The 22,969-nt window shown below is 60.0% G+C and carries 19 protein-coding genes; 13 read left to right on the top strand and 6 right to left on the bottom strand.

The genetic code is table 11. The annotated features are described in order from the left end of the window. The first annotated feature begins 6 nt into the window (after positions 1 to 6). From holA to ACYVIS_RS11910, 10 genes are all read left to right on the top strand, one after another. Entirely contained in the window at positions 7 to 1,068 is a 1,062-nt protein-coding gene (gene holA, locus ACYVIS_RS11955) for a DNA polymerase III subunit delta (protein ID WP_232743826.1), read from the top strand. A gap of 71 nt (positions 1,069 to 1,139) precedes the next feature. After that, positions 1,140 to 2,432, top strand: coding sequence for a glutamate-5-semialdehyde dehydrogenase (locus tag ACYVIS_RS11950; protein WP_460874060.1), 1,293 nt, complete (start codon positions 1,140 to 1,142; stop codon positions 2,430 to 2,432). Positions 2,433 to 2,507: 75 nt separating this feature from the next. Next, a complete protein-coding gene (locus ACYVIS_RS11945) occupies positions 2,508 to 2,924 on the top strand; it encodes a CopD family protein (RefSeq protein WP_460874059.1) in 417 nt (138 codons plus the stop codon). 12 nt (positions 2,925 to 2,936) lie between these two features. Further along, positions 2,937 to 4,412 (top strand): THUMP domain-containing class I SAM-dependent RNA methyltransferase, encoded by a 1,476-nt coding sequence (locus ACYVIS_RS11940; RefSeq protein WP_460874058.1) that lies wholly within the window; start codon positions 2,937 to 2,939, stop codon positions 4,410 to 4,412. Between the two features lie 126 nt (positions 4,413 to 4,538). Further along, a complete protein-coding gene (locus ACYVIS_RS11935) occupies positions 4,539 to 4,718 on the top strand; it encodes a hypothetical protein (RefSeq protein WP_232743829.1) in 180 nt (59 codons plus the stop codon). Between the two features lie 175 nt (positions 4,719 to 4,893). Further along, positions 4,894 to 5,397, top strand: a complete 504-nt coding sequence (locus ACYVIS_RS11930) for an RDD family protein (protein ID WP_460874057.1) — start codon at positions 4,894 to 4,896, stop codon at positions 5,395 to 5,397. A gap of 109 nt (positions 5,398 to 5,506) precedes the next feature. Then, entirely contained in the window at positions 5,507 to 7,183 is a 1,677-nt protein-coding gene (locus tag ACYVIS_RS11925; RefSeq protein ID WP_232743831.1) for an acyl-CoA synthetase, read from the top strand. An 83-nt stretch (positions 7,184 to 7,266) separates the two neighbouring features. Further along, positions 7,267 to 7,788, top strand: coding sequence for a gamma carbonic anhydrase family protein (locus tag ACYVIS_RS11920; RefSeq protein WP_460874055.1), 522 nt, complete (start codon positions 7,267 to 7,269; stop codon positions 7,786 to 7,788). Between the two features lie 140 nt (positions 7,789 to 7,928). Next, positions 7,929 to 8,852, top strand: coding sequence for an Hsp33 family molecular chaperone HslO (gene hslO / locus ACYVIS_RS11915; RefSeq protein WP_460874053.1), 924 nt, complete (start codon positions 7,929 to 7,931; stop codon positions 8,850 to 8,852). Between the two features lie 884 nt (positions 8,853 to 9,736). Next, positions 9,737 to 10,795 (top strand): TadE/TadG family type IV pilus assembly protein, encoded by a 1,059-nt coding sequence (locus ACYVIS_RS11910; protein WP_460874052.1) that lies wholly within the window; start codon positions 9,737 to 9,739, stop codon positions 10,793 to 10,795. Here the strand turns inward: ACYVIS_RS11910 and ACYVIS_RS11905 are convergent. Together ACYVIS_RS11905 and ACYVIS_RS11900 are read right to left on the bottom strand one after the other, a co-directional pair. Continuing rightward, the gene (locus ACYVIS_RS11905; protein WP_232743835.1) at positions 10,700 to 11,890 is read right to left on the bottom strand and encodes an AraC family transcriptional regulator; all 1,191 of its coding nucleotides are present in this window, start codon (positions 11,888 to 11,890) and stop codon (positions 10,700 to 10,702) included. The two genes, ACYVIS_RS11910 and ACYVIS_RS11905, sit on opposite strands and share 96 nt — an antisense overlap. Positions 11,891 to 11,995: 105 nt before the next feature. Continuing rightward, positions 11,996 to 13,477: a sugar porter family MFS transporter gene (locus tag ACYVIS_RS11900; RefSeq protein ID WP_460874050.1), complete on the bottom strand. Its 1,482-nt coding sequence runs from the start codon at positions 13,475 to 13,477 to the stop codon at positions 11,996 to 11,998. 205 nt (positions 13,478 to 13,682) lie between these two features. Between ACYVIS_RS11900 and ACYVIS_RS11895 the strand changes: the two genes are divergently transcribed. Genes ACYVIS_RS11895 through ACYVIS_RS11885 form a run of 3 tightly spaced genes read left to right on the top strand, consistent with a single transcriptional unit; the run spans position 13,683 to position 18,445 of the window. After that, on the top strand, positions 13,683 to 15,020 hold the full coding sequence (locus ACYVIS_RS11895; protein ID WP_460874049.1) for a DegT/DnrJ/EryC1/StrS family aminotransferase: 1,338 nt from the start codon (positions 13,683 to 13,685) through the stop codon (positions 15,018 to 15,020). Positions 15,021 to 15,054: 34 nt separating this feature from the next. Then, complete coding sequence (locus ACYVIS_RS11890; RefSeq protein ID WP_460874048.1) at positions 15,055 to 16,758, top strand: sugar porter family MFS transporter; 1,704 nt, start codon at positions 15,055 to 15,057, stop codon at positions 16,756 to 16,758. Further along, positions 16,751 to 18,445, top strand: a complete 1,695-nt coding sequence (locus ACYVIS_RS11885) for a GMC oxidoreductase (RefSeq protein ID WP_460874047.1) — start codon at positions 16,751 to 16,753, stop codon at positions 18,443 to 18,445. The genes ACYVIS_RS11890 and ACYVIS_RS11885 overlap by 8 nt, the downstream gene beginning before the upstream one ends. A 57-nt stretch (positions 18,446 to 18,502) precedes the next feature. Here ACYVIS_RS11885 and ftsB read toward each other — a convergent pair whose 3' ends face one another. From ftsB to ACYVIS_RS11865, 4 genes are all read right to left on the bottom strand, one after another. After that, the gene (gene ftsB / locus ACYVIS_RS11880) at positions 18,503 to 18,838 is read right to left on the bottom strand and encodes a cell division protein FtsB (RefSeq protein ID WP_232743840.1); all 336 of its coding nucleotides are present in this window, start codon (positions 18,836 to 18,838) and stop codon (positions 18,503 to 18,505) included. 111 nt (positions 18,839 to 18,949) lie between these two features. After that, complete coding sequence (gene eno / locus ACYVIS_RS11875) at positions 18,950 to 20,236, bottom strand: phosphopyruvate hydratase (protein WP_232743841.1); 1,287 nt, start codon at positions 20,234 to 20,236, stop codon at positions 18,950 to 18,952. 305 nt (positions 20,237 to 20,541) lie between these two features. Next, on the bottom strand, positions 20,542 to 20,997 hold the full coding sequence (locus tag ACYVIS_RS11870) for a MarR family winged helix-turn-helix transcriptional regulator (protein ID WP_232743842.1): 456 nt from the start codon (positions 20,995 to 20,997) through the stop codon (positions 20,542 to 20,544). Position 20,998: 1 nt separating this feature from the next. After that, positions 20,999 to 22,573 carry an MDR family MFS transporter gene (locus ACYVIS_RS11865; protein WP_232743843.1) on the bottom strand — a complete coding sequence of 525 codons (1,575 nt, stop codon included), beginning with the start codon at positions 22,571 to 22,573 and terminating at the stop codon, positions 20,999 to 21,001. Positions 22,574 to 22,969: the final 396 nt, after the last annotated feature.

Genomic DNA, 22,969 nt, shown 5'->3' with positions numbered 1-22,969 from the left:
GCTGCCATGGGACGCCGACTCGACATCGACAGCCTGTTGAAAAGCCTTCAGCAGGCTCAAGCCGCGCTCGATCCGCTTTACATTGTGTCGGGCGACGAACCCCTGCTGATCACCGAAGCCATGGATGGCTTGCGTGCCGCGGCCACCAGGGCGGGCTATGCCGAGCGCACCAGCCTCATGCTCGACGCGCGCAGCGATTGGAGCACCGTTACCGCGGCAACGCAGAACATCTCGCTGTTCGGAGATCGACGCCTGATCGAATTGAAAATCCCCACCGGCAAGCCTGGCAAGACAGGCGGCGAAGTCCTCCTCAAACTGGCCGGCATGGCGCAAAGCGGCGAGCTTGCCGATACGCTTGTGCTGGTCAGCCTGCCGCGGCTGGATAAGACAACCCGCACCAGCAAATGGGCACAGGGCCTGATGCAGTGCGGCACAGCCATTGAACTGGCCAACGTCGAGCGCACCGATCTGCCCCGCTGGATACAGCAACGGCTGGCCAGGCAGAATCAGCAGCTCGATCCGGCAACGCTCGAATGGATGGCCGACAAGGTCGAAGGCAACTTGCTGGCGGCTTTTCAGGAAATACAGAAACTGGCCCTGTTGTACCCCGAAGGCAAGATCGACGCCGCCGACGTCGAGCGCGCCGTCCTGAACGTGGCGCGCTACGATGTATTCGGCCTGCGCGATGCCATGCTGGCCGGCCAGGCAGCCAAGGCCCTGACCATACTGGCCGGACTGCGCGCCGAAGGAGAAGCGCTGCCCCTGGTACTCTGGGCGGTCGGCGACGAAATCCGCATCATGGCCCGGCTGGCGCTGGCCCAGTCGCTGGGTCGCGACTTGGGAAGCGAGATGCGCAATCAACGGATTTTCGGGGCACGCGAACAGCTGGTGCGCCAGACGCTGGCGCGCGTGCCGCACAAGGCGTGGCCGGCCGCCGTCCAGCACGCCCACGATGTCGATCGCCTTATCAAAGGGCTGAAGGTGCCCGGCCGGCTCGACGACCCATGGGAAGAAATGGGGCGGCTTGCCCTGCGTATCGCCGCCGGCAAACCCAGGGCCGCACATTGACCGTCGCCGCCCGTTTTTGTGAAAGCCCGGAAAGCTGGGATAATCCCGGTATCCCCTGTTTTATTTGAATCATGACCGACTCCACCGTTCTCGACGCAGTGTCAACCGACGCAGTCATCCACGACATGACCGTTCTGGGCATGCAGGCCCGCCAGGCCTCGCGCCTCATGATGAAAGCCGCGGGCCACGCCAAGGCTCACGCCCTGCGCGCCATGGCCGCACGCCTGCAAGCCAATAAAGAATATCTGCGGGAAGAAAATGCCAAAGACCTGGACCATGCCAGGAAGAATCAACTGGCCCCGGCCATGATCGATCGCCTGACGCTGTCCGACAAGGCACTGAACACCATGGCCACGGGCCTGCTGCAAATTGCCGACATGCCCGACCCCATCGGCAGCCAGACGGCATCCACCACGCGGCCCAACGGCATGCGTGTGGCGCAGATGCGCGTACCTCTTGGGGTGATCGGCATTATTTACGAATCGCGCCCCAACGTTACCATCGACGCCGCCGCGCTCTGCCTGAAATCCGGCAATGCCGTCATTTTGCGCGGCGGCAGCGAAGCCCTGCATTCCAACCTGGCGCTGGGCTCCATTATCCAGGAAGGCCTGGCCGATGCGGCGCTGCCCGCCCATGCCGTGCAGGTCGTGGGCACCACCGACCGCGCGGCGGTGGGTCAATTGATTACCATGACCGACTATATCGACGTCATCGTTCCGCGCGGCGGCAAGGGCCTGATCGCACGGCTTTCGGCCGAGGCCAAGGTGCCGCTCATCAAGCATCTGGACGGCAATTGCCATGTATATATCGATGCCGCCGCCGATCTCGACAAGGCGCACAATGTCGCCGTCAATGCGAAAACCTACCGCTATGGCGTCTGCGGCGCCATGGAAACCCTGCTGGTGCACCAGGACATCGCCGCCCGCATTCTGCCGCGCCTGGCTAAAACACTGGGCGACAAAGGGGTTGAGTTGCGCGGCTGCGAACGAACCCGGGCCCTGGTTGCAAGCGCCATACCGGCCACCGAGGAAGACTGGGCCACCGAATACCTCGCGCCCATACTGGCGATCCGAGTCGTCGACAGCCTGGATCAGGCCATCGAGCACATTGCGCGATGGAGCTCCGGCCATACCGAATCGATCGTCACTGAAAGCCTGCCCGCCGCCACGCAGTTCCAGCGCGAAGTCGACTCAAGCTCGGTCTACATCAATCTGCCCACCTGCTTCGCCGATGGCTTCGAATACGGCCTGGGCGCCGAAATCGGCATCTCGACCAATCGTTTGCACGCCCGCGGTCCGGTCGGCCTCGAAGGCCTGACCACGCTCAAATGGGTACTTACCGGCGAAGGCCAACTGCGCGGCTGAAAACGCCGGCTTCCCACCGGCAAGCCGCGCGGCTTTCGCGGTTTGCGCGCAGGTCATTTTTTATTGAACGGCGTCATGCTCTGGATTAAAACCTTCCATATTCTATTTGTCGTTTCGTGGTTTGCGGGCCTGTTCTATTTGCCGCGCATCTACGTCAATCTGGCGCAAACGCAAGACGGCGCAACCTTCGACTGCCTGCTGGGCATGGCCCGTCGGTTATACCGGTTCATGACTCCCCTGGCGGTTCTGGCGGTGATCTTCGGACTATGGCTTTTCCTGGGCTACAAAATAGGCCAGGGCAGCGGCTGGATGCACGCCAAGCTTTTTTTCGTCGTCCTGCTCGTCGGCTATCATCATGCCTGCGGACGAATACTCAAAAAATTCTCGGCAGGGCAAAATACCCGCAGCCACCGGTTTTACCGATGGTTTAACGAAATACCCGTTATTCTGCTGCTGATCATCATTATTCTGGTCGTAGTCCGACCCTTTTAAGTCCAGGCGACCATGACCGATAGTCCCAAGCCCAAAAAAACGCTTACGCTCAAAAAAACAGCGGCCACCCGCCCCTCCGAAGCGCCGGCTGAACGCCGCAAACGAGCCGGAGGACGGGCCCGCCAGGTTGCCCAGCTCGAGCGCGCACGCGATCAGCAGCGCAACACACGCGAGCCTGCTCCTCTTCCTCCCATCGCCGTGGCGTCCGCCCCCCGCAAACAGCGCTCCCGCAACGCATCCAGCCAGGAACACGCCGCGCCAGCGGCCGCCACACCCGAAACCGACGAATTTCATGCCCGGCACACCGAGCATCGGGGCTCCCGATCGCAGTCGCGCGCCGAAATATTTCCTGTCTTTGCCCCCTGCCCCCAAGGTATCGAAGAAGCACTGGCCGCCGAACTGCAAGCCCTGGGTTTCGACCAGGTCCAGCCCGCCCGCGCGGGATGCAGCTTTTACGCCGACTGGACCGGCATACAACGTGCCAATCTGTATTCCAGGCTGGCCACGCGCATTCTGGTGCAAGTGGCCCACGGCCCGGTTCATCATGAAGACGACATCCTCGATCTCGCCTATCGCACTCCCTGGGAACGCTGGTTTGGCGCCGAACAAACCCTGCGTGTCGATACCTCGGCCATACGCAGCCCCATGAAAAGCCTGCAATACTGCAATCTGCGCGCCAAAGACGGCATCTGCGACCGCCTGCGGGACCGCGAAGGCAGCCGCCCCGATATCGATACGGTCAGGCCCGATGCCCGAGTACACCTGTTCCTCACCGAGGATACCGGCACACTCTATCTCGATACTTCGGGTGAATCGCTGTTCAAACGCGGCTGGCGACTCGACAAGGGCAGCGCCCCGCTACGCGAGAATCTGGCGGCGGGCCTGCTGGCGCTTTCCGGCTGGGACCCGTCCCAGCCTCTGCTGGACCCTTTCTGCGGCAGCGGCACAATACTTATCGAGGCGGCCTGGATCGCGCTGGGCGTGCCGGCCGGCATCTGGCGCCCGTTCGGCTTTGAGCGCCTGCGCAACCACGACGCGAGGCATTGGCGCGACATCAAGGACGAGGCCCGCACACATATCGCGCCGCAGCTTGAAAGCCCGCTGGTCGGCTACGATATCGACCCCGCCGCCATCGACGCCGCCAAGCTCAATATGGAACGCGCGTGGTTGACCACCGATTCAATCCGCTTCGAATCAGGCGATGCCCGACAGGTCCGGCCACCGGCCGAATCGGGCTGGCTTATTACCAATCCCCCCTACGGTGAACGCCTGGTCAACGACGAGGCCGGCCTGTGGCGCGCCTGGTCGGAAAATCTCAAAAAGAACTACAGTGGCTGGGAAATCAGCATTATTTCCAGCGACATGGACTTGCCGCAATTGCTGCGCCTCAAGCCCAAGCGCCGCTACCCCTTGTACAACGGGGCCCTGGATTGCCGCTTGTTCAGCTTCGAGATGGTCGCGGCCGGCTATCGCCGCCCAGGCTCCTGACACATACTGTGCTGTAGCGCAACATTTTTATGGCAGTGCAACATAATTCTTGCTTAAATCTAGGGTTAACCCCTATAATAGGGTTAACCCTGAGCGAAACGCTCAATTTAAGTAGAGTAAATAGCCATGAAAGACCTGAACCAAAACATCCGCCTTACCGACGAACTCGAACGCCAGTTGATGCTGCAAGCGATTGAAGAGCAGTTCCGCTTCAAGCCGGCCGTCGCGCTCAAAAACCTGGCAGGCAGGATTGCCGGCCTATTTCAGTCGGCACCGAGCCACGCTCAGGTCAAATCCGCCAGCTAAAAGCTGACGGCAAGGCTGCCATGACAGCCTTGCAGGGCATCCAATGCCCTAAGCACATAAAAGCCGCGCTCAGCGGCTTTTATTCTGTGGGACCACGAATTGCGGGATAATAGCGCCTATGAATTCAAGCAAATCCTTATCCGCTGACGCCGTCCGGCAACCAATGTCGCCCCCCATGTCCGCCTCCCCCTCGCGCTGGCGCCGGTTCGCCTGCATGATGTATGAAGCAGTACTGTTGTTCGGGGTGATTTTCCTCGCGGGCTACCTGTTCGACACGCTTACGCAAAGCCGCAGCGGACTCATGCTGCGCCATACCCGGCAAGCCTTGCTATTTGTTGCAATCGGCCTGTATTTTGTGCTTTGCTGGCGCAAGCAGGGGCAAACCCTGCCCATGAAAACCTGGAACATCCGGCTGGTCGATCGCAACGGCGCCTCTCCGCCGCTCTCTCGTCTGATTCTGCGCTATATCCTGATCTGGCCGATTCCCCTGGTTGCGGCAATGCTGGTGCGCGCCGCCTCGCATGCCAGCGGTTACAGCTCTACCGACCTGCTCATCGTCGCGGCCCCATTCACCTTGTTTCTCTGGACCTGGATCGATGCCGATCAGCAGTTTCTCCACGACCGCCTGCTGGGGACACGTCTGATCGCAGTGCCGGACACACCCAAACACCCCGTATAAACCCTAGGGTATTCGGCTTTCTTATCGAGGGGGATTGCACAGAACCTGCTTGTCCGTCATGCTTTAGGGTAGGTCGCACCTCCCCCCGCGCCATTCGATACAGAAGACAATGAACGACCAATACTCGGATCTGTACCCGTCTTACCAATGGTTTGTCCCTTCTCAATTCAATATCGCCCAGGCGTGCGTGCATCGCTGGGCGGAAAATCCGCATGAAGGCCGGCGCATCGCGATCTACTTCGAAGACGAACTCGGCCACCGCGAAGTCTGGACCTACGCCCGCCTGTCTGAAACCGCCAATCAGTTGGCCAATGGCCTTAGCAGAATGGGGGTCGTACCCGGCGACCGCGTGGCTGTCGTCATGGCGCAACGCCCCGAAACCGCCGCGGCCTACATGGCCATTTTCAGCGTCGGCGCCATCGCCATGCCTCTGTCGGCGCTATTCGGCGCCGACGGCCTGAGCGTGCGCCTGCGCGACTCCGAGGCCCGTGTCGCCATTGTCGACCACACCACCGGGCCCGATTTGCTCCAGGCCCAAACGCAATGTCCCGCGCTCACGCAAGTCATAGGGCTGGGCTTTCTGCACGACAGCATCATTCCGTGGCGTTCGCTTCTGGCTCGGCAAGCCACCAGTTTTAAAAGCGTCGTCACCAAATCGTCCGACCCCGCCCTGCTGCTATACACGTCGGGAACCACGGGTGCCCCCAAGGGCGCCTTGTTGCCCCACAGCGCCCTGATCGGCAATCTGCCCGGCTTTGTCGCCTCGCAAGACTGGTTTCCTCAAAAGTCCGACATTTTCTGGAGTCCGGCCGACTGGACCTGGACAGGCGGGCTCGTCGACTCGCTGTTGCCCACTCTGTATTTCGGGCACTCCATCGTGGGCACCCTGGGTCGATTCTCCGCCACGCGCGCCTTCGAAATCATGGAGCGCTATCAGGTCACCAATACATTCCTGTTTCCCACAGCCATCAAAATCATGATGGACGAAATCCGGGCGCCGCGCGAGCACTACAAACTTGCCTTGCGTTGCATCATGAGCGCCGGGGAAAGCGTGGGAACCGCCGTTTTCGACTGGTGCGAGCGCGAACTGGGCATTACCCCCAACGAAATGTTCGGCCAAACCGAAATGAACTACCTGATCGGCAACAGCCGCCATAAATGGCCCGCCAAACCAGGCAGCATCGGCCGCCCGTATCCGGGCCACCGGCTTGCCGTCCTCAATGCGCAAGGCAAGCCCTGCGCCGTTGGGCAGATCGGCGAAATCGCGCTTAACCGCTACGATATGCACGGGTATCCCGATCCCGTATTATTCCTTGGATATTGGCGCAACGACCTGGCCACTCAGGCAAAATTCATCGGCGACTGGTGTTTAACCGGCGACCTGGCCCAGGTCGATAAAGACGGCTATTTCTGGTATGCCGGCCGCAGCGACGATGTTTTCAAGAGCTCAGGATACCGCATCGGGCCTGGCGAAGTCGAAAACTGCCTCATCACCCACCCGGCCGTGGCCAACGCCGCCGTCGTACCCAAGCCCGACGCCACACGAGGCGCCCTGGTCAAGGCATACGTCGTTTTACGATCCGGCTTTCACGATACAGACAAGGCGGGCCTGGTCAAGACGCTGCAGGAACACGTCAAGTCCCGTCTCGCTCCCTACCAGAGTCCCAGGGAAATCGAGTTCGTCGACGCGCTGCCCATGACCACAACCGGGAAAATCCGCCGCCATGTATTGCGGGCGCGCGAACAGCAACTCAGTTCCGGGCACGGCCAGCCGCACAAAAAATAGGCTGTGCAAACGGTACAATCCAGAAGGCAGCTGGCGCAGGCCGGCGACTTTACGCGCAGCAACCCGACTTATTTGGATATCCGATGGCGATTTACCAATTCGAAGCATTAAGCCCCAGCATCGATGAAGACACCTTTATTTTCGAAAGCGCCGACATTATCGGCGATGTAACGATAGCGGCCGGGGTCAGCATCTGGTCCAATGTGAACATTCGCGGCGATAATGCCCCGATCAGGATAGGACGCAACAGCAATGTGCAGGAAGGCAGCGTGCTGCATGTCGATGGCGGCTGCCCGCTGACGATCCACGACAACGTAACCGTCGGGCATCAGGCCATGCTTCACGGCTGCACCATCAGCGAAGGCTCTCTGGTCGGCATGCAGGCCATCGTGCTGAACAATGCCCATGTAGGCCGCAACTGCCTGATCGGCGCTGGCGCCATCGTGCCCGAGGGCCGCCAGATTCCGGACAACTCCCTGGTTGTAGGCATCGGCAAGGTCGTGCGCGAATTATCGGCCGACGAAATTCGCAACATGCACGAGAATACCAGCCATTATGTAGAGCGGGGCCGTCAATACCGCAAAAGCCTCAAGCGCCTGCCCTGACATACCGCCGTATGCCGGCATGGCAACGGCGGGGCCCAGACAAAAGGCCCTCTACAGATGAGGCATGATAGGGGCTGGCTGGCCGCCCGGTTGAGCGCCCCCTGAACCGCAATATCATGCCCATACGCTAAAATGGCTCCATGACCGATCAACTGAAAAAATATCTTTTCGAAGACCACAGTACACGGGCCCAGGCCGTCAAGCTCACCCATGCCTGGCAAACCGGGCTGGCTCATCAGCACTACCCCGAATGCGTCCGGCAGCTGCTGGGCGAGCTCGTTGCAGCTTCGGTATTGCTCACCGCCAATATCAAGTTTGAAGGCTCCCTGGTTCTGCAGTTGCAGGGTGACGGGCCGGTTGCGCTCATCGTGGTCGAATGCAATGCCGACCTGTCAATACGCGCCACAGCCACGCTGCGCGAAGGCCACGACATTCCCGTGGACGGAACGCTGCAAAGCCTGCTCAACGCCCACGGTCAGGGACGCTTTATCGTCGTGCTCGATCCGGGCAAGAAAGCGCCCCATATGCAGCCGTATCAAGGCATAGTGCCTCTTGAAGGCGCTACTGTCGCCGAAGTGCTGGAGCTTTACATGCGCAATTCCGAGCAACTGGACACGCGCCTGTGGCTGGCATCGAACGCGGAGCACTGCGCCGGGCTGCTGATGCAGCGCCTGCCCAATCATGGAGGCACGACGGCGACCAGCGCCGAAGCACATGAAAGCACGTGGGAGCGCGCCGGTCATCTGGCCGGCACACTGAAAACCGACGAACTGCTGGCCCTGGATACCGATACACTCATACACCGCCTGTTCTGGGAAGAGTCGCTGATCGCCTTCGAACCGCAGGCGGTACATTGGCATTGCCCATGCACCCGCGAACGCGTCGCCGATATGCTGCGCATGCTGGGCCGAGGCGAAATCGAAAGCATGCTCAGCGAACAAGATCATATCGATATTGCCTGCAATTTTTGCGGCAAGCCATACCAATTCGACGCGGTCGACTGCGCGGGCCTATTCGTGGAAAGCGCGAACATTGCGCAGCCCGACCGCAAATCGGTGCACTAGAGTATTTTTGGTTTAAGTGTTCGCGGGGGTGGGCGCGTTTCAGTGACTTTTGTTTTGAGCCGTTTTTAGGCTTGGTCTGTGGCTTTGGGCTGTGTTGCTGTGTTGTCTGTCTGGGCGGAAGTATTTCTATAAAGACGCCGCAGGGTGGGCGGTGCTGTGCAGTCCGGCACGTCCAGCGGTCGGCTAGCTGCGCTAGCCGACTGCCCGGGTCTGCCTCGTCCAGGCGGGCGTCGGGCGAACTCGCCCGGCCTCGCGAGGCCGGGCTCAGACAGCGCCCGCCGAAAGCCCCCGCCTTCCCTTCGTCAGCACCCGGCGCTGGACTACCGCCGGACTGCACAGCACCGCCCACCCTGCGGCTCGCGTTGAGGTAATGCATCGGGGTATACATTGGGAAAGCCGCGTTGAGCCAATCACAGGCTACGTTGAGGCGTCGGGCGCTTAATAAATCCAGGGTTTGGCACATCGTGATGTAGTGGCCACGCGATAAAGACATGAGTGCAGGCCTATAACTGCGAATACGAGTAAGTGAATTCCAGGCATGCCCTAACGCGAGCCGTCTATCGGGGCTTGGGGTCAGGACCGGCGTAAGGCGTGCGCCGGATTTAGCTCGGCAAGGCGGGGGAAGTCGTCGGGCGCTGTCTGAACGGAGCCTCGCGCAGTGTGCGAGGCGTAGTGAGTTCGACCGACGCCCGCCTTGACGAGCTAAATCCGGATGAAGCACGCCGTGCCGGGCCTGACCCCAAGCCCCGATAGACGGCGTCTTCAAATACCAAAGCGACCAATCCACCAAATCCCGTAAACACTTCAAAAAACACACTAAGCCACATCCCGCTGCGCATAATCCACAATCGACGCGGCATCGCGCTCAAGGCACACTTGAGGGCATGTGGCCCACCTATCCCTATCGCCGTGCTCCCGGTCCAGACAGCCGTCGCGGGCCCCGCCTGCCGGCTCGTACGCCATGCAAGGAAAAAACAGCACAACGCGGTACCAGCCTGATTGAATTCTCGGTCAGTGCCATTCCGATCCTGCTGATCGGCATGGGCAGCATAGAACTTGCCCAATGGTTTTACGTCAAACAAGTCGTCAGCGTGGCGCTGTTGCAGGCGGCCCGCGCCGGCATTACCCAGCACGCCAGCCCGCAGGCAATCGAAGCGGCATTCGAGCAAGCCCTGCTGCCGCTGTATATATCGGGTTCCAATCAAACTGCCGGCGACCGGATGAAAATCGCATTCGCCAGGCGGATGCAAACGACCGGCAATCCACCCTGGCAAATCGAACTCCTCTCTCCCAGCAGAGCGTCATTCCAGGACTTTGCGGATTCGCGCCTGGACATCGCGCGCAAAACCGGTTTGGCGGCCATCAACAACAATTATCAGGCGGAGCAGGACCAGCGCTACCGCGCGCTCGGCTGGCCTCAAGGCCAGGGCCCTCGGTCCGGCCTTTCGATCTATCAGGCCAATGTACTTGCCTTGCGCGTCACGTATCTGCACGAACCAATTCTGCCCGGCATGAAGGCATTGATAAAACAGCTAGGCACGCAGTCGTCTTATGCCGGCCAGGCCATGGCGCATGGCGGCTATCTGCCCATCAGCCAGGAACTCGAACTTACCATGCAGTCGCACCCGGTGGACTGGCCGGTATCGGCGAATCGGAAAATCGTCTGGCAACACGTCCCCGCAAAGGCCCAATCGATGTCTGCGGCCGACCCTTGCCATGGCCTATGGTGCCTGAATCTGCCGCTATTCACGCTGCCTGGCGCAGTGGCGCCCGAGCCGGGCCAAATGCCGCCCGACGGTACACGCCTCGATTCTTCCTCGCCCGTTTCGGACGTAGCACCGGCACCTTCAGCTCCGCCCTCCGCGGAGGGACTCGCCGACGGCCCCGCCGTTGCGCCAGACGATCCCGCCTGCGGCGTGGCGCTGTGCTGTGTCGGCAGTTGATATCCGGCCGGCCGCGGTCAACGAGGGTTCTCCCCGCATCCGGGACGCAAGCCAGGACGAGCGCCACTCGCTCGGAGACACGCCATAACGGCTCCTGAACAATTTTCCGAAGGCTGAGTGATCGGCAAAACCGCAGGCATATGCCAGCGCGCCGATATTCGCGCCTGGCCCCGAATTTTCGATGAGCCGCCGTGCCCGATCAAGCCTGATATCGCGCAACACGGCGCCGACCGTTGCCTGCTGGCCGGCAAACAAACGGTACAGCTTGGCGCGCGAAACCCCCAAAGCCTGAGCAATGACATCCGCATCCAGACCGGGCTGATGGTAATTTGCCTCGATGAAACGGATTGCACTGGCATAGCAAATGGAAGGCGATTTATCCCGATCCAGATGGCCGTGCGCCGACATGGTGCCGAGCAGCATCAAGGCCATGTCGATGGTAAGGTTCAGCATGCTGGCCAGGCTTTCCTTGTCCAGAGTGCCCGCGCATTGATGCAGGGCGATCATTTGCGCCTGCAGAAAAGGCGACAGCGCCGCCGAGTTCAAGGAAATGGCATCGCTGAAATGCCCTGGATCCCGGCCAAATGCCGTGGCAACGAGCGCCCGCGGCAGCATAAGATGAATTTCCCGCGAATCGCTCCAGCGGAAACGCTCGAGCCGCATGCAATCGAACAAACCCAGCGAGCCCGCCTCCATGTGCAGCCAGCCGCCCGTCCGGCTTTGAAAATCCACCGCCCCTTCTTCAAGCAGCATTAATACCATCACCCCGTCATGCCAGTCGTAATGACGCTTGGCATGTGTTTGATGCGCCGATCCGGCATAACTGCGAAAACTTCCCGACACGCCATTTACCCAGCTTGTTTTTCCCTGAAACTCCTTGCCTTTTTCTACGGGCCGCAGGAGGTCGACGGTTTGAAAGGCGGTCTGGCGCCATGCTTCAAAACGATCTCGAGGACTGAAATCGGATATGTCGGCACTGTAGTACCGGTAATTCTCGTTTGCGGGTTTCGGGCACGCAACAAAAGCCGGCATATGCCCTTCTTCAAACCCGTCCGGACTATGGCTGTCCGGAGAAGAATGGTCGTGTATAGACATTGTGTCGATCCTTGGCAAACAGCCAGCCCGCCTGCCGAAATTACTGGCAGTGGCCCATTCTATTCTTTTTCGACACCGATTACCCCAAAAAAATACCGAATCAAATTATTGTGCGGGGCCTGTTCTGCACTCGCGAGCCATGCCGGGAATCGTGTCGAAACCGGTTTCTTGCTGGGTAGAACCCAACTGACGCAAGGGCAGGCCGGCCAATACATCGGCTTCGATCAGTTCCAGGGGTTTCGCCCGTGTCTCGGGCACGAACAGGACGCAGACCACCAGGGACAACACGCATACCGCCAGAAACAGCGCAATGGCCGCGGCAAGCCCGATACTCTCGACAATGGACAGGAATGTAAAAGCGATCAGTGCGTTAAAAAGCCAGCTGACGGCGGAAGCCACGGCGATCCCCTGCTCACGGATAGGCGTGGGGAAGAGTTCCGACATCAAGACATAAGGTAAAGGCCCGAGGCTGACGGCAAAAGCCGTAATGTACAGACACAGGCCGCCAAGCCCCACCCACGGCCAATCGAAAGTCGCCGCCGCCACGACGGCTGCCAGCCCGAGGATCATTACGGCCGATCCCCAAATCAGCAGTGGCCGCCGTCCGGCTCGGTCAACAACGGCAAGCGCCACCAGCGTCGCCACGAAATTGGCGAACCCGAGACCAAAGGTCGCGGAAAGCGCCGCCGTGCCGGGAGAAAAACCCAGCGTATGAAATATACGGGGCGCATAGTAGAGAATGCCGTCGATGCCGCTCAAATTCTGCAATATGAACAACAGGCTGCACAGCGCGAGCACGGCTGCCGTGCTGCCGTGCCTCAAACACGCCCATGCTGTTTCTTTGCGGCCATGCGTGGCCGTGGCGGAAATTTCGGCCCAGTCGCCCAACAAGTCCAGATTAGCCGCCGCGCTCCGCGCCCGCTTGAAATCGCCCCGCGCGGCCAGCCAGCGCGGGCTCTCCGGCAACAGCAGAATGGCCACCAGGCCCAGCAGCATGGGTACGGCTCCGGCGGCAAGAATCCGGGACCAGGGGACGGTTGACGCAAAGGCCAGCGCGATACCGTAAGCGGCCAGTATTCCGGCGGTGATCGCAAGCTGGAACAGCGCAACGATCGCACCGCGATGGCGAGCGGGTGCCGTCTCGGCGGCATACATGGGAATGACCATCGACGAAAGCCCCGTGGCCAGTCCGACCAGCATGCGCGAGACTATAAGCCAGCCATAATCGGGTACGGCGAGCTTGATGGCGTAGCCGGCCAGGGCAAGCGCCACAGTAAGGAATATCGTAAATCGGCGCCCTGCCCTGAGCGACACCGGCCCGGCCAGGGCGGCTCCAAAAAAACACGAAATAACAAGGGACGCAACTAGAATCTGCTCACTCTGCAGCGTGAGCTGGAAATTTCGGGCAAGGGCATCCAGAACCCCGGTAATGGAGGTGATGCTGAATCCAAAATGCATCCCGAAGCAAACCACAAGAAGCGATATGCGTAAGGTTGGGCTGCGTAAGATCGGGCCTGAAAATGACAACTCGGGATACCTCGCTGAACACGCACAGTCGGGAAACGGCCGAATTGGGCATCTTGCCACATTACAAACGCATCATGACGATAGCTTCGCGCAGGGGGGCGGAAAAGAGCGCACGATGCAACAAATAGACTAAACCTTGAGACGCTTTACCTAACGCGGCGCCTACGCTGAATTTACAATTTGTGACTATCATCCGGAAGCCGATCCCGGTGCGGGTTCGCGCTGACTGTCGCAGCAACACCAACAACCGTCCAGGAGACAAGCCATGGCTATTTCAATGACCGCCGATCAGCCGATAAATTCGGAAATCGACACTCGGCTCGCCATTGATGGCGGTCAGCCGGTGCGCACCACGCCCCTGCCCTGGGAACTGCCCGGCGCCTACTGGATCGGCGAAGAAGAGCGTGAACTGGTCAATCGCGTCATAAGCGCCCGCAGCCCATTTCGCTATTACGGACTGGATCCGCAAAAAATGGTGGATACGTTCGAAAACGAATGGTGCCAGGTTTACGGCCATCGCCATGCGCTGGGGGTGTCGTCGGGCACCGCGGCCCTGACTATCGCCATGTCGGCGCTGAATATCGGACCGGGAGACGAAGTCCTGGTTCCCGGATATCTTTGGGTGAGTTGCGTGTCAGCCGTCGTACGGACAGGAGCCATACCGAAACTGATCGACATTGATGATACATTCTGCATCGACCCGGAAGACTTGAAACGCAAGATCGGGCCGCAAAGCCGTGCTGTCTTGTGTGTCCACATGAGCGGCGCTCCCGGCAATATTGCCGAAATCGCCGCCATCTGCCGCGAGCACAAGCTATTTCTCGTCGAAGACTGCGCACAGGCTGCGGGGGCCAGCCAAAATGGGCGTGCGGTGGGCCGATTCGGCGATATCGGCATCTTCAGCTTCCAGCTCAACAAAAACATGACGTCGGGCGATGGCGGACTCATCGTCTGCGAAAACGACGCCCTCTTTCGCCGTATCGTCGCCCTGCATGACCTCGGCTACCCGCGAAACGAGGCAGGCCGCCTGGATACCACTGTCGAGGACTGCCAGCTCTGGGGCATCGGAGCCCGGATGTCGGAACTTACAGGCGCCATGGTGCTTGCCCAGATGCGCAAATTGCCCAAAATCACCCATGCAATGCGCAGCGCGAAATGGAAAATCCGCAATGCACTCAAAGACATCCCGGGCCTGGGTTGGCGCCACGTCCCGGATCCCGCCGGCGACACCGGGCCCGCCTTGCTGATGACGCTGCCCGACGAAGCCACCGCCCGGCGGTTTATCGATGCGCTGAAAGCCGAGGGCATTGCAGGGCCTGAAGGCAGCCTGGCATGCATCACCATGCGCGAATGGGGCATGCACTGGTATTCAAATATTCCAAGCCTGGTTCACCGCCGCTCCAATAGCCGGGACGGCTATCCCTGGACGCATCCGCAGAATGCCTTTGCGGCCGGCTACGACTACCGGCACGGGGCGCTGGCCAAATGCGATGAATTCCATGCCCGCGGCGCCCTGCTCGCCATTGCGTCGACACTCACCGATCAGGATGTCGACGATATCATCACCGCCGCCCGCAAAGTCGCCAACAGCATTCTGCGATGAAACGCTCTGTCCTGATCCCCGAGGGAGGCTCCAGATGATTTATTTTGTTGCGGCTGTCGCCGGCATAGCCGGCATTCTGTTTGGTTTTGACGAAGGCATCATAGCCGGCGCCCTCAGCCTGCTGCGGGGGGAATTTGGCATCACCCCTTTGGACGAGGGGCTGATGACGGCCGCTGTGCCCTTCGGCGCGCTTTTTGGCGCACTCATTGCCGGACGGGCATCGGAACGCTTCGGCCGCCGCGCCCTTTTGCTCTGGGCGGCCATACTGTTCATACTCGGAGCGGTGTTTTCCGCATTGATTACCGCAATATGGATGCTAAGCCTGGCACGGCTGATGCTGGGCGTGGCGGTAGGCGTTGCCGCCCTGGTGGCGCCGCTGTATATCTCCGAAAGCGCGCCGCCCGCCAAGCGCGGCATGCTGGTCTCCATTTATCAATTGGCAATCACGCTGGGCATCCTGAGCGCCTATCTGGTCAGTTTCGCTTTCGATCACTCCTGGAGCCTGATGTTCATGATGGGCGCGCTGCCCGGGATCGCCCTGTTTTTCGGCATGTATGTATTGCACGATACGCCACGGTGGCTTGCCCTCAAAGGCAGGCAGCCGGAGGCGAGAGCGGCCATGGCCCGCCTGCATGGCGTCTCGCCCGATGCGCCAGCCATCACCGCCGAGCTGGCCGACATCAACCGCACCGCCCAGAGCGACAGGCATGCCGCTTCCTGGGCCGACTTGCTGACACCCTCGGTCCGCCCCGCCTTGATCGTCAGCGTGGGCTTGTTCCTGCTGCAACAGCTCAGCGGCATCAACGCTGTCATTTATTACGCGCCCACCGTTTTCAAGGAAACCGGATTCGACTCACATGCCACGCAAATCCTCGCAACCATAGGCGTGGGCGTCGTGAACGTCGCCATGACGGTCGTGGGAATGATGCTGATCGACCGCATCGGACGCCGGCGCCTGCTTCTCATCGGCTTTGCCGGCACGGCACTCAGCCTGGGCCTGATTGCCGTCGGAGCGGTAACCGAGGCGAAGTCGCTGGACATGCTGGCACTGGGGGGCCTCGTGCTTTACATCGCCGCCTTTGCCGCCAGTATCGGCCCCTTGCCATGGGTCATGATGTCGGAAATATTCCCTTTGCACGCCCGCGGCCTGGGCATGAGCGTTGCCTCGCTCGCCAACTGGGGCTTCAACTTCATCGTGGTGTTTTCCTTCCCGGTCCTGGTCTCCTCGCTAGGCCTGGGCGGTGTCTTCGCGATATACACCCTGGCATGCCTTATTGGGATCCTCTTCACCTTGAAGCTGGTTCCTGAAACCAACGGCGTCTCACTCGAGGAAATCGAACGCCACCTGAAATCAGGCCGGCCCTTGCGTCTGCTTGGCCAGGCTCCGCACGACCGCGGCGACCAAGGCGGCACGACTGGCGCGAGTCCGGGCGGCCTGGCGCCGCGCCACGACACCGGGATGCTGATACGCGCCCTGATATCTCTTGGCCCCTATCAATCCGTGCTCATGCCCCTGGCCGACCAGGTCACCCGGATCGCACTCGAAAACCATCAGGTCCGAGGCGCGCTCCAATCGGTTTCGATACGCACCAACTTTGAAAACACAGGCCGGCTAAGCGCCACAGACCTGGGTTCGGAAGCCGCCACCCTCAAAGCTTTTCTGGAGCACGTACGCTTTGCCTCTCCCGCATTTCTGGAGTCGGTCGGCGAACTGCCCGCGGGAGGCAAGCGTGGATAAAATCCAGGATTGCGACGTCTGTATCGTCGGGACCGGGGCCGGCGGCGGCATTCTTGCCTATGAGCTGGCCCAGGCGGGGTTCAGGGTAGTGTCCCTGGAACAAGGCGGCATGCTGCCCACCGACCAGTTCAAGGCCATATCGCCGCTCACCGGCGCGCAGAATTTCGGCATCGACCCGCATACGGTATGGCCGAACGACCCTCACGACAGCCTGTTCACGCACGCCCTGTTCGCGGATGGTTCAATCGGTTCGACCCAACGTCCGCAAGGCGGCTTCCAGCACTTCCAGATCCTCGCCGTCAACGGCCTGCAGAACCTCTGGAACGGAGTCAGCGTCCGGTTTGGAGAAAGCGACTTCAGCAACTGGCCGATAGGCTACGCCACGCTTGCCCCGAATTATTCGGCGGTCGAGCGGCTCATCACCGTATGCGGGACCGCTGAAGGCATTGCGGAATTGCCGGACGGCATTTTTGTACCGCCCAAACCCTTGCGGCCAGTCGACAAAATGATAGTCGCCGCGGTCGACAGACTGAACGACCCCGATTCCCATGCCATCCCGAACCGCAAGGCAATCAATACACGGGCAGGCATGGCAACATCGTGCATATCGACCGGAATATGCACTTCAGGTTGCCCGGTGGGTTCCGTCTATAAATTCTCGTCCAGGCTCCTGCCGGAAATTGCGGACCTGCCAAATTATGAATTGCGCACCCACGCCAAAGTGACACGGCTGATCCGCCAGCCCGACACGCAGCGCATCTCGGGCGTGGAATACCTGGATACAGCCACCGGCGAGCGGCGGGTGCTGCGGGCCAAAATCGTGGTACTGGCCGCAGGCGCCGTCGAAACACCCCGCATTCTGTTCAATTCCGCGGATGAGCAAAATCCGGCTGGCCTGGGCAACCGCAATGGGCTGCTGGGCCGCGGCCTGCAGGATAATCCCAAAGTGGTGCTGTCGACTTCCTTGTGGCGTTTGTGGGGCAAGCGGCGCAATTACGATATCGGCTACGGAGATCTCCTCATACTCCTGTCGCGTGGAAAGCTTCCCGACGGCTCATCGTTTCCATTCATCGGCCACGCCATCCACGGGCTGCCCGACGTACCCCATTATCTGGGAGGCCTGAAGCCATTTCCCCCGTTCCTGAAAGAGCGGCTGGCGCGAATGATGTTTCACAGCTATGCGACGCTTGGCCTGTTCTGCGCAGGGGAAGCCACATCAGGCAACCGCGTGCGCCCTGGCGACACCGTGGATCGCTATGGCGTACCACAGGTGCATGTCGACTTCTCGACACCGCCCGGCGCGGTTTCCAGAATGGACGCCATGATGGCCTGGGGCCGCAAAGTGCTGCGCTCAGCCTCGGCGACCGCCTTGCACACCTCGCGCGACAATAGCGGCACCGGTATACATTATGCAGGCACAACCCCAATCTCTGCCCGCGAAGGCGAAGGCATCGTCGACGCGAATCTCAAAGTGCACGACATGGACAATCTGTTCGTCTGCGACGGCGGTGTCATACCCGTGCTCCCCGACAAACATCTTACCTTGACGATCATGGCCTTATCGCACCGCCTGGGCAAGCATATCGCCAATAACTTCCTGAGCACTCAAACCGTATCGACGGCCAGCCAGGCCACATCCGCCGCGGATCAAATGGAAGCGGCTGAAACTCGCGACATTTTCCCCTGACTGTTCCGGCGTTCGGCCGGGCGGCATGCCTTGAACAAGCCGTGAAGGCATGCAGGCTCAGTTGCCCTTCTTTTGCTCGGGAGAGGCGAGTACGGGGGTATTGACAGTGGGCTCTTTTTCATGAGGAGCCAGGATCTGCACAAAGATCTCGCCGTCTTTAATCATGCCAAGCTCGCCGCGCGCGCGTTCTTCGATGGCCTGTGTCCCCGATTTCAGATCCTGGACTTCGGCCTGCAGCGCATTATTGCGTGCCAGCAATGCATCGTTGGTTTCATGTTGGCTGGCGACCTGTTTTTGCAGATCGTGCACACGCAACCACCCTCCCTTGCCCCACCAGAGCGGGTATTGGACGGCAAGCGCCAGCAGCAGCAAAACGAGAAATAGCAATCGCATTGTGTTTAGAAAATGGAGCTTCGGTATAACGGGTTTCTCGAAATATCAATCCGGAACAAACGTGGCCTGCTGGAACCGGGATCGCCCGGCGGCCAGGCCGGGCGCACAAGCCTAGCGCAGATTATAAAAGGCGTCGCGTCCGGGATAGGTAGCCACTTCGGCAAGCTCTTCCTCGATACGCAGCAACTGATTGTATTTAGCCATGCGGTCGGAACGCGACAATGAGCCCGTTTTGATCTGCATGGCGTTGGTGCCCACGGCAATATCGGCAATGGTGGAGTCTTCGGTTTCGCCCGAGCGATGGGAAATCACGGCGGTATAGCCGGCACGTTTGGCCATTTCGATGGCTGCAAAGGTTTCGGTCAGGGTGCCGATCTGGTTGATTTTGATCAGAATGGAATTGGCAACACCTTGATCGATACCCTGCTTGAGGATCTTGGTGTTGGTCACGAACAGATCGTCGCCCACCAATTGTATTTTTTTGCCAAGCTGGTCGGTAAGGATTTTCCAGCCTTCCCAATCGTTTTCAGCCATGCCGTCTTCGATGGAGATGATGGGATATTTATCGCACCAGGTGCTGAGCAAATTGGCAAAGTCTTGCGAAGTCAGGACTACGCCGCCCTCGCCCGCCAGATGATAGCGGCCGTCGCGGTAGAACTCGGAACTGGCGCAATCCAGGCCCAGCGCAATCTGGGAGCCGGCCTCGTAGCCCGCATCGGCAATAGCCTGCAGTATCAGTTGGATTGCCGCTTCATGATTGGCCACGCTGGGTGCAAAGCCACCTTCGTCGCCAACCGCCGTAGACATCCCTTGTTTATTGATAAGCGTCTTGAGAGCGTGGAAAACCTCGGCGCCCATACGCAGAGCCTCGCGGAAACTGCCGGCCCCCAGAGGCAGGATCATGAACTCCTGCAGATCGAGCGTGTTATTGGCGTGAGCGCCGCCATTGATGACATTCATCATGGGCACCGGCATTTGCATGGGGCCGCTGCCGCCGAAATAACGGTACAGGGACAGGCCGGATTCGTCAGCCGCCGCGCGCGCCACGGCCATGCTGGCCGCCAGAATGGCATTGGCACCCAGGCGCCCCTTGGATTCAGTGCCGTCCAGATCGATCAGGGTACGGTCGACAAAGGTTTGCTCTTGTGCGTCGAGCCCCATCAGGGCTTCGGATATTTCGGTGTTGAGGTTTTCAACGGCGCGCAAAACGCCCTTGCCCGAATACCGTGCGGCATCGCCGTCGCGCAGCTCGATCGCTTCGCGGGAACCGGTGGAAGCCCCCGAAGGCACAGCCGCGCGGCCCATCGCCCCGGACTCCAGCAACACATCGCATTCAACGGTCGGGTTACCACGCGAATCCAGAATTTCGCGCCCAATGATATCTACGATTGCACTCATGATATTGACTGTCCTGCCTGAATTAATGGGTTTGGCATTCACCCGGGCACCATGCCCAGGCGAAAAATCGGATAAAGGTTCGATTGTACCTGCGCCAGGCCCGATGGGGCCCGGTTTGAATTCACAGGCCATGAATTTTAATGCGCCACACTAAAATTTGACCACAACTCAGGCCACTGGATAGGCCAAAATCCGTGACTGCGCGAGGGATGGCCGCCAGAAACATCCAAGGCCAAGGGTCAAATTCCTGTTATCGGGCGTTACCAAAACGCACACTTCCACAATTATGGAATGCCCTCAAAGTCTCAGGGCTTGTCCGCATTGCCTGCGGCCAGCTCGTCGCGCAGACGCCGCTCGAGCGTATCAAGCGTACCGCTGAGGGCCGTGAGATCGGCATCCGACAAATCGGAAAGCGCCCTTTGTATGAAGGCTTTCCGTGCGGGCATGGCCTGTTCCACCACCTGGATTCCCACCGGACTCAGCGCGACATTGGTCAGGCGGTTGTCAAGCGCATCGTTATGGCGCCGCACCCATCCCAGATGCTCGATGACCTTGATTTGCCGGGTCAGGGCGGCAGGGTCCATGCGCAGCAACTCAGACAACTGCTTCTGCGACATTTCCCCCTGCTGATAAAGCATCAGCATTACCCTCCAGCGGGGCATCGGCTGGCCGATACTGGCGCTGAAGGCCGCCAGCAGGGTGCGATACGTCCGCCCCAGCTTCTGCATCACCCTGATCTGCGGAAAATCGTCATCGGGCATACTATTCTCCAGCCGGAACAGTGACGGTCGCGCGACGCGACAAGCTTATGAACGGGACTCGGCGCACCCACACCAAGGCAATAATCGCCACCAGCAACGCCAGGGCAACGCCGGAGTGAACCGCGCCGACCAACGACAGCCGGGCCGCTTCAATGAAACTGCCTCCGTCCAGCCCCAGATGGTGCAATTGTGTCAGAAAACGGTTCTGCACTGAAATATTCACCAATATCTGAGGATCTTCCAGGGTTTTGAACCAGACGGCCGACTGATGACCCTGCGCCGCCTGCCGCACCCCGCTGATATAATAGTGAGTGACCAGGGTCCCGACTATGGCGGTGCCGAGCATGCCGCCTATCATGCGCACCGACTGCAGCAAGGCTGTGGCAATCCCCAGATGCGATCGCCCCGCCGTTTCCTGAGCGAAGACAGTCAAATTCGGCATGACAAATCCCAGGCCCAGGCCGCCCAGCATCATATAGATGATGACGATCCAGCCCGGCGTGCCCTGGCCCATGCTGATAATCCCCAGACAGGACAGGATGAGCAGCGAGAATCCGGCATAAAGCATGCCATTCGGATTGGGAAGGCGCGTAATTATTCGACCGTTGATAATACTGCCGATGGTAATACACACCACCAGTGGCGTAATAAGCACACCGGCCTCTTGCGGGGTCAGCCCAAACCCGCCCTGCAACAGCAGGGGAACATAAAACAAGACCGCAAACATGGAAAAGCCGGCAAGCAGCGACAGGGAAAACAGGGCCGCCAGGCTTTTGTTGCGGAACATCTCGAATGGCAGCAAGGGTTCGGGACAGCGCTTCTCCCAATAAAACAGGGCCACAAACACCAGCAGGCTGAACACGCACAGCAAGATCATCGACAGGCCCAGGCCACGCGAGGGCAGCAACTCAACAAACAGCTGCAGGCTGCCCAGCCCTAAAGCCACCATCAGGGCACCCGGCCAATCCAGCCGGATGACGCCCTTCTGAACCTGGCGTATCAAGGGCAAATAACGCCATACGAACCACAGGCTGAGCAGGCCTATGGGCAGGTTCACATAAAATACCGAACGCCAGCCCGCGTACTGGGTCAGAAACCCGCCCAGCGAGGGTCCAACCGCGTTGGCAATGCCGAATGCCGCGCTCATCAGCACCTGCCAGCGCAAGCGTACATACGAATCGGGAAAAAGATCGGGAATGCAGGCGAAAGCCGTGCCCACCAGCATGCCGCCGCCCACGCCCTGCAGGGCGCGCGCCAGTACCAGCTGAAGCATGGAATTGGACATGCCGCACAAAGCCGAGGCAGCGGTGAACACCACGATCGACGCAACCACAAACCGTTTGCGCCCGTAGTAATCGCCGAGCCGGCCGAATATCGGCACGGTAATCACCGAGGTCAGCAGATACGAAGTGGCAACCCAGGCGTACAGCTCGAAGCCGTTGAGCTCTGCAACAATGGTCGGCAAGGCCGTGCCCACCACCGTCTGATCGACCGCCACCATCATAGTGACGAAACACAAACCCAGCATCGCCATGAACGACTGACGCACCGACAATACGCGACCGCTTTCGGTCATACCAGGAGCAGCTACCGGCGCCATTAAATACCTTGATACCACAATCATTGACAAGTCAATAATTTTAGGCCGATTGCCCTCCAAACACAAGGGATTACCCTAATATTCGATGAATTTGCAACGCCCCCGCCCTGAAGGTTGCCTCGTGGCGGTTTTCGATATTTTCATGTCAGGCATATACAAACAAGACCTGCCACTTGCACACAAACCCAGGCAAGCTCACCAAGTGCCCACGCGATCTCATGGTCGCATTGGCTTGCGCTGGCTCATAGGCACGTAAAAACAGGCCTGCAACGGTACAAAAACTTCAACGCGAGCGGGGGTGGCGGCCCAGGCAGGGTGAGCGAGCTTGAGTCCGCCGCGGCCGGCGCCTGGATCGGGAGGCAAGGGAGCGGC

The sequence above is a fragment of the Paralcaligenes ginsengisoli genome, assembly GCF_054781135.1.
The sequence above is the reverse complement of the archived record's forward strand: the minus strand, read 5'-3'. Positions and strand labels throughout refer to the sequence as shown.